This is a genomic window from Paracoccus yibinensis (genome assembly GCF_030846195.1).
Taxonomy (GTDB): domain Bacteria; phylum Pseudomonadota; class Alphaproteobacteria; order Rhodobacterales; family Rhodobacteraceae; genus Paracoccus; species Paracoccus yibinensis.
This window is the reverse complement of the sequence record NZ_JAVCWH010000007.1, coordinates 23,900-34,420: the sequence shown is the minus strand read 5'-3', so window position 1 is coordinate 34,420 and position 10,521 is coordinate 23,900. Positions and strand designations below refer to the sequence as shown.

Here is a 10,521-nt window from a genome sequence, read left to right as displayed (position 1 = left end):
TTAGCGGCAAGGGCGGCTCTGGAAAAGGGTGCGCGGGGCGACTAGGCTTTCTTGCGCAGAATGATGAGGACGCCATGACCCACCCTGTCGAGATCACCTTTACCGAAACCGCAACCGACCGTCTGGCCGGCCATCAGGGACGGGTGGCGATGATCGTCGCGCCGGGGGGTGATCTGCCGCCGGGCCTGCCCGAGGCCGCCCATCAGGCGGCGCGGCGGGCGCTGGACTCGAAGGCGGGCAAGGCGCTGAAACCCGGCGCAGCGCTGGAACTGGCCTTTCCGGCGGGCATGGCGGCGGATGCGCTGATGCTGGTCGCGCTGCCGGGTGACGCGACGGTGGCGCAGGCGCGCAAGGCGGGCGCCGCCATCGGCGCCAAGCTGGGGAAGACGCATACGCTGGTGCTGGCGGGCGCGCATCCGCTGGCGAACGAGATCGCGCTTGGCATCGCGCTGCGGGGATACGACTTCTCGGTCTATCAGACCAAGCCCGCCGAAGGGAACGGGGATGCGGGCGCGGATCCCATCCCGCAAAGCATCACCCACGAGGCCGAGACGGCCGTCCTTGCCGATGCCCAGGCCGACAGCGCCCCGGAAACCCCGGATGAGCCGGTTTCGGAAAAGGCCCGCGTGACCTTCATGGCAGCCGATCCCGAAACCTTGGCCAAGACCGCCCAGGACGCGGCCGCAGTGGCCGAGGGCGTGTTCTTCACCCGCGACCTGGTCAACGAACCGGCCAATGTCCTGACCACCAGCGATTTCGCGGACCGCCTCAAGGCGATGGAGGAGATCGGCCTGACCGTCGAGGTGCTGGAGGAAGATCAACTGGCTGAACTGGGCATGCGCGCGCTGCTGGGCGTGGGGCAGGGGTCGGAAAGCCCCTCCAAGGTCGTGGTGATGCACTGGAACGGAGGCGGCGATCAGGCGCCGCTGGCGCTGGTCGGCAAGGGCGTGGTTTTTGACACCGGCGGCATCTCGATCAAGCCTGCGGCGGGCATGGAGGAGATGACCATGGACATGGGGGGCGCGGGCGTCGTCGCGGGCGTCATGCGCACGTTGGCCCTGCGGCGCGCGAAAGCCAATGTCGTGGGCTTGGTCGGGCTGGTGGAAAACATGCCCGACGGCAAGGCCCAGCGCCCGGGCGACATTGTTAAATCCATGAAGGGCGACACGATCGAGGTGATCAACACCGATGCCGAGGGCCGCCTGGTCCTGGCCGACGTGCTGTGGTATGCGCAGACGCGCTTCAACCCCTCGGCCGTGATCGACCTGGCGACGCTGACCGGCGCGGTCATCATCGCGCTTGGGCACGACAACGCGGGCGTGTTTTCCAATGACGACACGCTTGCCGACACCATCCTGGCCGCCGCGCAGGCCGAGGGCGAGGGCGCCTGGCGCCTGCCGCTGGGGCAGCCCTATGACAACCTCATCAAGTCGCGTCTGGCCGACATGAAGAACACCGGCGGCCGCGCGGCGGGGTCGATCACGGCGGCGCAGTTCCTGCAACGCTTCATCCGCAAGGGCACTCCTTGGGCGCATATCGACATCGCGGGCGTGACCCTGCCGCCCGCCGCGACGGACCTGGCGCCGAAGGGCGCGACCGGCTGGGGAGTCATGACGCTCGACCGCCTGATCCGCGACGCCTACGAGGCGAAATAGGACCCCATGGGCAATGCGCTGTTCTATCACCTGACCCGCTCGCCCGCCGAAAGCCTGCTTCCGGTTCTGATCGGCAAGTCGCTGGCGGCGGGATGGCATGTGGAACTGCGCGGCACCGATCCCGCGCGGTTGGAGCGGCTGGATCTGCACCTGTGGCAGGGCGACGGTTTCCTGCCGCACGGGCTTGCGGGCGGGCCGCATGACGCGCGCCAGCCTGTCCTGCTGACACTGGTCGGGCAGGATGCCGCAAACAGCCCCGCTTGCCTGATGGCGCTTGACGGGGCCGAGGTGGCGCCCGCCGAATGCCAGGCACTGACCCGCACCTGCATCATCTTCGACGGCGGCGACGCGGCGGCCACGGCGCGGGCGCGCGACCAGTGGCGGGTGCTGACCGGCGCAGGGGTGGCGGCGGAATACTGGTCCGAGGAATCGGGCCGCTGGGAACGCAAACGCTAGGGCTGCGTCAAGATGGCACTTGCGGTGTCGGGTCCTGATCTGGCATCGCCGCGCCCATGTGGCGCAGCTTGTCCCCCCGGCTTTTCGGCATGGCCTTTCTGGCCTTGCTGATCCTTGCCCTGGCGGCGGGGCTGTCGGCGCGTCCCGTTCCCACCGAGATGGACCTGCGGCTTCAGGCCTGGGCCATGGCGGGCGCCGATCTGGACGAGATCCTTTGCGAAGACCACGGTGACGGCAATCGCGGCCACGGCGACGGGCACTGCCCATTGTGCAACCTGCCGGCGCCATCGGGCCTGCCAGTGGTCGCGCCGTCCCTGCTGGATGCCGAACAGCGCATCCTGGCCCGGGTCGTGCTGCCGCAGGTCCGCCGGGCGGCGGGTCATGCGCGCGATCCCGCCATTCCCAAACGCGGCCCGCCCCACCTGATCTGAATCAAAGCCGCGCCGCCCGACAGGGTGGCACATGCTCTTGTCATCCAGGTGTTGTCCATGTCCCATATCATCGATTCTCCGCGGGCCATTGCCGCCCGCACGTCCCTGCGTCCCTTTCTGTTGCGGATGCATTTCTATATCGGGCTGTTCGTCAGCCCTTTCATCTTCGTCGCGGCCCTGACCGGCCTGCTTTACGTCCTGACGCCGCAGATCGAATCCTGGCTGTACCGGGATGCGCTTTACACCGACAGCACCGGTCCCGCCCGCAGTCTGGCCGATCAGGCTCTGGCCGCGCGCACAGCCCTGGGCACGGGGCTTGCCGTATCCGCCGTGCGCCCCGCGACCGCGCCCGGAACCACCACGCGGATCATGTTTTCCGACCCCTCGCTTGGCGAATCCGAGAACCGGACGCTGTTCGTCGATCCCGTCACGCTTGAGGTCCGGGGCGAACTGATCACCTATGGCACCACCGGAATCCTGCCCTTCCGCATCGCGCTGGATTATCTGCATCGCAACATGATGCTGGGCAGCCTTGGCCGATATTACAGCGAACTGGCCGCAAGCTGGCTGTGGGTCGCGGTTCTGGGCGGGGTTGCGCTGTGGGCCACGGGGCCACGCCGACGCCGGGCGGTCGCCGGGATGCCCGCCCCGCAGCGCCGCCGCTGGCTGCATTCCACCATCGGGCTGGTCCTGTCGCTGGCGCTGCTGTTCGTGTCGCTGACCGGGCTGACCTGGTCGCAACAGGGCGGCGCGCGGATCGACGCGCTGCGGGCCGGACTGGGCTGGGTCACGCCCTCGGCCAGCACGGCGCTTGAGGGGCCTGCGGTGCCCGCGTCGGACCATGGCGATCACGCAGGGCACGGCATCGCGGTCCGAGAGGATCGCCTGGATCAACTTGACACCGTGGCCGCCGCCGCCCGTGCGGGCGGGATCAATTCCCCGCTGTTCGAGATCCGCCTGCCCAAGCCGGAACAGGCCTGGGTGGTGCGCGAATACGACCGCAGCTGGCCCACTCAGGTGGATACAGTGGCGATCCATCCCGACACCATGCAGATCACCAGCCGCGCCGATTTCGCCGGCTTCACCCTGATCCCTAAACTGGTCCGCTGGGGCATCGACGCGCATATGGGCGTGCTGTTCGGGGTGGCGAACCAAATCCTGATGGCGGGTCTGGCAATCGGTCTGATGGTGATGATCGTCTATGGCTATCGGATGTGGTGGGCGCGCCGCCCCGCGGCAGGCGAGCCGCTGTGGGCCAGCTGGCGCCGCCTGCCCGTGGGCCAGCGTGTGCTGTGGGCGGCCCTGGCGGTGGGCCTTGGCTGGGCGCTGCCGGTGCTGGGGGTAAGCCTCGCCTTCTTTGTGGCGGTCGATCTGCTGCGGACGGGGCGGGTTGCGGCCTAGTCCGGCATGGCCCTAGCCTTCTTGCGGGCCTTGGCATGATCGGACAGCCAATCCATGGCGGCCAGAAGCACACCCGAAACCACGAAAACCAGATGGATCACCACCATCCAGCGGATCTGGTCGGGGGAATAGGCGTCTATCTTCATGAAGATCTTCAGCAGATGGATCCCTGAAATCGCAACGATCGAGGCGATCAGCTTCAGTTTCAGCGCCGAGAAATCGACATCGCCCTGCCATTCGGGGCGATCCTTTTCGCCGTGCAGATCCATGCGGCTGACGAAATTCTCGTATCCCGAGAAGATCACGATCAGCAGAAGGTTCGCCGTCAGGCTGAGGTCGATCAGCGTCAGCGCCCCCAGGATCGCATCATTGCCCGTGATGACGGGGATGGACAGGACGAATTTCCAAAGCTCGACCAGAAAGACCACGACCAGCAGCACAAGCGTGCCCGCCAGGCCCAGATACATGGGCGCCATCATCCAGCGGCTTGCGAAAAGGCTGCGCTCGATGAGGCGTTCCATGGCGGTCTCCGGTTGCGGGCCAGTCCGGTATATCGCGGATGGTGGCCGGGCAAAGCCGGAATGTGATCACGCTGCCGCGTGACCGGCCAGCCTTGCGTGCAGGTCGGCGCGGCGCAGGCTTGCCTTCGTTCCCTGCATCACCGCGCGGCCCCGTTCCAGCACGAGGAAATCGTCGCCCAGATCCCAGGCGAAGTCGAAGAACTGTTCCACCAGGACGATGGCCATGTCGCCCCGGTCGCGCAGGGCGGCGATGACGCGGCCGATCTGGCTGATGATGTTGGGCTGGATCCCTTCGGTCGGCTCGTCCAGCAGCAGGACGCGCGGCCGGGTGATCAGCGCGCGGGCGATGGCAAGCTGCTGCTGCTGACCGCCCGACAGGTCGCCGCCGCGCCTGTGCGCCATCTCGGCCAAGACGGGGAAGCTGTCGAAGATCTCGTCCGGGATGCGGCGGTCGGCGCGGGGCAGGCAGGCGAAGCCCGTCTCCATGTTCTCGCGCACGGTCAGCATGGGAAAGATCGCCCGGCCCTGCGGGACATAGCCCACGCCCATGCGGGCCATCTGCTGTGCGCTGATCCGGCCCAACTCACGCCCATCGAAGCGGATGGTCCCGCCAGATCGCGGATGCCGCCCGGCCAGCAGGTTCATCAGGGATGTCTTGCCCACGCCGTTGTTGCCCATCACGCAGGTGACCGATCCGGGGCGGGCGGCGATGTCAATGCCGTGCAGGATCTGGCTGCCGCCGTAATGCAGGGTGAGGTTGGTGGCTTCCAGCATCTTCAGCGTCCCAGATAGACTTCGATCACGTCAGGATTGCGGGTCACATGGTCCAGGCTGCCTTCCGCCAGAACGGACCCCTGGTGCAGCACCGTCACCTTGCAGTTGAGGCGGCGCACGAAGTCCATGTCGTGTTCGACCACCACCACGGCGCGGGTTTCGGCCAGCCGGACCAGCAGCGCGGTGGTCTGCTCTCGTTCGGCCAGGGTCATGCCGGCGGCGGGCTCATCGACCAGCAGCAGGCGCGGCTCCTGCGCCAGCAGCATACCGATCTCCAGCCATTGCTTCTGGCCATGCGACAGCTCGCCCGCCTTGCGGGTGATCTGGGCGGCGAGGCCCACTTCGGATGCCAAGTCCGCGACCCGCGCCGCCGAGGCGCGCGACGGACGCCAGCCCAGGACCGAGAACGGATTGCGGCCCGCCTTCAGCGCCATGGTCAGGTTCTCGGAAACCGTCTGGTCCTCGAAGACGGTGGGGCGCTGGAACTTGCGGCCCACGCCTTCGCGGGCGATCTGCGCCTCGTTCATGCGCAGCAGGGATTTCGGCGGCGTGCCCCATTTCACGTCGCCGCTATCCGGCCGGGTCTTGCCGGTGACGATGTCCATGAAGGTGGTCTTGCCCGCGCCGTTGGGACCGATCACGGCGCGCAACTCGGCAGGACCGATGTTGAAGGACAGGTTGTTGATCGCCTTGAACCCGTCGAAGCTGACCGAGATGCTGTCCACTTCCAGAAGCGCGGTCATGCCTTGGCCTCTTGTTCCTGCAAGGCGCCCCCGTCAGGGCCGAGGTCGCGGCCATGCCGCTGCGGGGGCAGGATGCCGCCCAGCCGGTCGAAGAGGCCCGCGATGCCCTTGGGCGCGAACAGCGTGACCAGCACAAAGCCGAGGCCAAGCGCCACCTGCCACCAGTCCACCCAGTTGACCACATAGCCCGGCAGGTGGATCGCGGGCGCCCGCCCGCCGGTGAACCAGCTGGACAGAAGCGACACCACAACCGCACCGATGATCGCGCCATAAAGCCTGCCGCGCCCGCCGATGGCGACCCAGACGGCCAGGTAGATCGAGGCGATGGGCATCAGCTCCGCCGGGTTGATGATCCCCGCCTGCGGGTAATAGAGCGCGCCTGCAATGGCGGTGATCATCGCGGCCAGGGTGAAGACCACCAGCTTGAAGCCCTCGACCGGGTAGCCGAGGAAGCGCACGCGGGTCTCGTCGTCGCGGATGGCGCGGACCACGCTGCCGAACTTGCCGCTGACCAGCCAGGCCGCTAGGACATAGGCTAGCGCCAGGGCTGCGGCAGAGGCCCAAAGGAACCAGACCGACAGGGTGGCCTGATCCACGGCGTCCAGGCCGGGGATGTTCTGCAAGCCTGACAACCCGTTGTTGCCGCGAAAGCCGCTGTCGTTCTGGAACAGCCACAAGGCCAGGGCCAGCGTCATTGCTTGGGTCAGGATCGACAGGTAGACCCCGTTCACGCGGGACCGGAAGGCCAGCCAGCCGAAGACCAAGGCCAGCAGGCCGGGCACCGCCAGAACCAGCAGCAGTTGCAGCGGCAGGGAATGGGCGAAGGACCAGGCCAGCGGCAGGTCGGATGATCCCACAACGCCGAAGATCTGGTTGGCGACGCCTTCCTGCAATTCGGCGGGCGTCGGGGGGATCGGGTTCTGGGCCAGGGACGCGGCGACGATGCCTTCGGTGCGCGCATACATCAGCCATTGCCCGATCAGGTATCCGCCGAGGGCGAAGAAGGCCATCTGCCCCAGCGACAGGATGCCAAGGTATCCCCAGACCAGATCCATCGCCACCGCCGCAAGCGCCAGGCACAGCGTCTTGCCCAGCACCTTGACCATGGAGGTGGGGATCGCGCCGCTGCCATAGGCCTGGCTCAGCAGGGTGACGGCGACGGTAAAGACCGCCAGCAGCGCCAGCACGACCAGGATCGAGGGGTTCCGCAGGAGGAAGGATTGCCGGGTCATCTTTTCGGTCATGGGGTCACGCCTCTGCCGCACGGCCGCGCTGCGGGATGATGCCGCGCGGGCGGAACTGGATGAAGATGATGATGAACAGGATCATGAAGGTCTGCGCGGCAAGCGTATTGGCGGGGTTCAGGGCCTCGATCACCTTGGACAGCCCGCCGATCAGCCCCGCGCCCGCCAGCGTGCCCCAGATGGTGCCGACGCCGCCCACGACCACGGTCATGAAGCTTTGCACGATGTATTGCTGGCCCAGTTCCGACGTGACCTGCGCGAACAGCCCGATGGCCACGCCCGCGATGCCCGCGATGCCCGACCCAAGGCCAAAGGTCATCATGGCGATGCGGTCGGGATTGATGCCCATGGACGCCGCCATGCCGGGGTTCTGGGTCACGGCGCGGACCTCCAGTCCCAGGCGGGTGCGCTTCATGATGAACAGGAACAGGCCCAGGAACAGCAGCGCCAGCACGAAGATCGCCACCCGGATGGAGGAGATCGAAATCACGTCGTTAATGGTGATCGCCCCTTCTAGCCAGGCGGGGGCGGTCAGCGGGCGGGCCTGCGTGCCGAAGATGTTCTTTGCCAATTGCTGCAAGGCGATGGACACGCCAAAGGTCGCCAGCAGCGTTTCCAGCGGACGGTTCGCCAGGTGCCGGATCACCAGCCGGTAAAGGATCACCCCCGCGCCGAAGGTCACGGCGAAGGCCAGCGGCAGGGCCACGACCAGCGACAGGGTGCGGTTGGCGATCAGGGTCTGGACGACATAGCTCGTATAGGCGCCCATCATGATGAACTCGCCATGCGCCATGTTGATGACGCGCATCACCCCGAAGGTGACGGCAAGACCGATGGCCGCCAGGAAATAGATCGAGGCCAAGGACAGCGCGTCCAGCCCCAGGTCGATGCCGGTCATCGCCGCCAGACGCACCTGCGCGCCGGTCTGCGCCGCGCGGGCGGCGTCGGTCACGTCGCTGTTCGGTTCAGCGTAGATTTCGAAGAAACGGTGGGCGTCTATGGCTGCCTCGACCTCGGCCTCGGTCGCGGCGGGGGGAACGGCGCCTGCGGCCTCGAGCGCCTCGTAGGCGCGGTCGCGGGCGGCGGGATCCGAAAGTTCGGCCACCGGGACGCCGCCCACGCTGCCGTCCAGGATGTTGGCGGCAAGCGCGTTGCGCTGATCGGCGGGGGTCAGACGGGGTGGCAGGACGCCCTGGCTGGTCAGCAGGGCGATGGCGGCCTCTCGCGGGAACTCGGTGTCGCCGACGGTCAGCTCGCGGGCGATGTTTGCGTCCGCCGGTTCACCCGGCGCGGCGACGCGACTGGTCGCCAGCAGCGGGTTCAGCGCGGCGCGGAAATCGAGGCCCACATCGCCTGCCATTCCCTCGATGGCCGCGACGCGGGCGGCGGGGTCAGCGTCGAAGCGGATCGCCAGCAGGTTGGTGACACGCTCGCGCTGCCGGGCCAGGGCGGGATCGGCTTCAGCCGGGGCGGCGCGCAGGGCGGCCAGGTGTTCGGCCGTGCCGTCGCGAGCGATACTGGCAAGCGCGGCGGCGCGGCGGGCGGGGTCGGGGCTGGCAATCTCTCCCGCGACAAGGGCGGATTCGATGACGCCGCGCACACCGGAATTGGGGCGCAGCATCCTGGGGTCGGCGCCGGGGACGGGCTGGCCGGTCGCGGCGTCTGTGGCGGTGCCGCCGTCCACGATCAGCAGCCGCCCGTCATCGGTCACGCCCAGCGAACGGTTGGCCCAGGCGGACAGCAGCGCCAGCCCTTCGGGGCCGGTGGCGGCGATCTGCGCGACCAGGGGTTCCACCGTGCGGCGCGAGGGCTTTTCGATCTGGTCCAGGTTGTCGGCAATGACGGCCTCAAGCGCGGGGTTCGCGCTGGCGGGCAGGGCCAGAAGCAGCGTCAGGACCAGGGCGATCATTGGGCGGATCATGGGCGCGTTCCTTGGCAGGGGGGCGGCGCAACCGCCCCCGCAGGCGTCAATAGTTCGACTGGACCTGCACGCAGGCGTTGGTTTCCGTGTTGAACATGCCGCAGTCCTTGCCCGGCCAGTCGGCCTCCAGCTTGGCCGATTCCGGCAGGAAGTCGGTCCAGGCATCGCCCGGCACGGGTTCGGTCTGGCTGACGATGTCGAACTGGCCGTCCTCGCGGATCTCGCCGATCAGGACCGGCTTGGTCAGGTGGTGGTTCGGCAGGACCGTGGCGGTGCCGCCGGTCAGGTTCGGAACCTCGACCCCGACGATGGCGTCCAGCACGGGATCGACATCGGTGGTGCCGGCCTTTTCGACGGCGGCGACCCAGGCGTTGAAGCCGATCACGGTGGCCTCCATCGGATCGTTGGTCACGCGTTCATCATTGCCGATGAACTTCTTCCATTCCTCGATGAAGGCGGTGTTGGCGTCGGATTCGGCGGTCTGGAAATAGTTCCAGGCAGCCAGGTGGCCGACCAGGTTGGTCGTGTCCAGGCCCGCCAGTTCTTCTTCACCCACGGAAAACGCCATGACCGGGATGTCGTCGGCCGAAACGCCCGCCGCCGCCAGTTCCTTGTAGAAGCCCACATTGGCGTCGCCGTTGATGGTGGAAACCACGCCGACCTTCTTGCCGTCCGCGCCAAGCGCCACGACATCCGCCACGATCTTGGACCAGTCCGAATGGCCGAAGGGGGTGTAGTTGACGAAGATGTCGCCTTCCGCCACGCCCTTGCCCTTGAGATAGGCGTCTAGGATGTTGTTCGTGGTGCGCGGATAGACGTAATCCGTGCCCAGCAGCGCCCATTTCTCGACGCCCAGTTCCTCGGCCATGTAATCCACCGCCGGGATCGCCTGCTGGTTCGGCGCGGCGCCGGTATAGATCACGTTCTTGGACGACTCCTCGCCTTCGTACTGGACGGGATAGAACAGCAGCCCGTTCAGTTCCTCGATCACCGGCAGGACGGATTTCCGCGACACCGAGGTCCAGCAGCCGAAGATCGCGTCCACGTCGCTGACGGTCAGCAGTTCGCGGGCCTTTTCGGCAAACAGCGGCCAGTCGGATGCGGGGTCCACCACCACGGCCTCGATCGGGCGGCCCAGAAGCCCACCCTTGGCGTTCTGCTGTTCGACCATCATCAGGACCGTGTCCTTCAGCGTCGTTTCCGAGATCGCCATGGTGCCCGACAGCGAATGCAGCACGCCGATCTTGATCGGCTCGCCTTCCTGCGCCATCGCGCCCGTTGCCAATGCCATGGCGGTGGTCAGCGCCAGCATCGCGGACAGTTTGTTCATCATCACCTTCCCCGGCCGTTCGGCCCTGTGTCCCTGTTGTTTTTG

General features: G+C 67.3%; 10 protein-coding genes. 4 read left to right on the top strand and 6 right to left on the bottom strand.

Annotated features, from left to right (window positions below; translation table 11 throughout):
- Positions 1 to 74: 74 nt before the first annotated feature.
- The 4 genes from RAH32_RS14730 to RAH32_RS14715 all read left to right on the top strand — a co-directional run bounded on the left by RAH32_RS14730 (position 75) and on the right by RAH32_RS14715 (position 3,943).
- The gene (locus RAH32_RS14730; protein WP_306608710.1) at positions 75 to 1,655 is read left to right on the top strand and encodes a leucyl aminopeptidase; all 1,581 of its coding nucleotides are present in this window, start codon (positions 75 to 77) and stop codon (positions 1,653 to 1,655) included.
- 6 nt (positions 1,656 to 1,661) lie between these two features.
- A complete protein-coding gene (locus RAH32_RS14725) occupies positions 1,662 to 2,111 on the top strand; it encodes a DNA polymerase III subunit chi (protein WP_306608708.1) in 450 nt (149 codons plus the stop codon).
- 68 nt (positions 2,112 to 2,179) lie between these two features.
- Complete coding sequence (locus RAH32_RS14720) at positions 2,180 to 2,542, top strand: DUF2946 family protein (protein ID WP_306608706.1); 363 nt, start codon at positions 2,180 to 2,182, stop codon at positions 2,540 to 2,542.
- 57 nt (positions 2,543 to 2,599) lie between these two features.
- The gene (locus RAH32_RS14715) at positions 2,600 to 3,943 is read left to right on the top strand and encodes a PepSY-associated TM helix domain-containing protein (RefSeq protein ID WP_306608704.1); all 1,344 of its coding nucleotides are present in this window, start codon (positions 2,600 to 2,602) and stop codon (positions 3,941 to 3,943) included.
- Here RAH32_RS14715 and RAH32_RS14710 read toward each other — a convergent pair.
- From RAH32_RS14710 to urtA, 6 genes are all read right to left on the bottom strand, one after another.
- Positions 3,940 to 4,464: a TIGR00645 family protein gene (locus tag RAH32_RS14710; RefSeq protein ID WP_306608702.1), complete on the bottom strand. Its 525-nt coding sequence runs from the start codon at positions 4,462 to 4,464 to the stop codon at positions 3,940 to 3,942. The genes RAH32_RS14715 and RAH32_RS14710 overlap by 4 nt on opposite strands.
- Positions 4,465 to 4,530: 66 nt before the next feature.
- Positions 4,531 to 5,238 (bottom strand): urea ABC transporter ATP-binding subunit UrtE, encoded by a 708-nt coding sequence (urtE, locus tag RAH32_RS14705; protein WP_306608700.1) that lies wholly within the window; start codon positions 5,236 to 5,238, stop codon positions 4,531 to 4,533.
- Between the two features lie 2 nt (positions 5,239 to 5,240).
- Positions 5,241 to 5,981: an urea ABC transporter ATP-binding protein UrtD gene (gene urtD / locus RAH32_RS14700; protein WP_306608698.1), complete on the bottom strand. Its 741-nt coding sequence runs from the start codon at positions 5,979 to 5,981 to the stop codon at positions 5,241 to 5,243.
- Positions 5,978 to 7,213, bottom strand: coding sequence for an urea ABC transporter permease subunit UrtC (gene urtC, locus RAH32_RS14695; RefSeq protein ID WP_306608944.1), 1,236 nt, complete (start codon positions 7,211 to 7,213; stop codon positions 5,978 to 5,980). Before urtC ends, urtD begins: the two co-directional genes overlap by 4 nt.
- A gap of 16 nt (positions 7,214 to 7,229) precedes the next feature.
- On the bottom strand, positions 7,230 to 9,146 hold the full coding sequence (urtB, locus tag RAH32_RS14690; protein ID WP_373429721.1) for an urea ABC transporter permease subunit UrtB: 1,917 nt from the start codon (positions 9,144 to 9,146) through the stop codon (positions 7,230 to 7,232).
- Positions 9,147 to 9,192: 46 nt separating this feature from the next.
- Positions 9,193 to 10,479, bottom strand: a complete 1,287-nt coding sequence (gene urtA / locus RAH32_RS14685) for an urea ABC transporter substrate-binding protein (protein ID WP_373429720.1) — start codon at positions 10,477 to 10,479, stop codon at positions 9,193 to 9,195.
- Between the last annotated feature and the right edge of the window lie 42 nt (positions 10,480 to 10,521).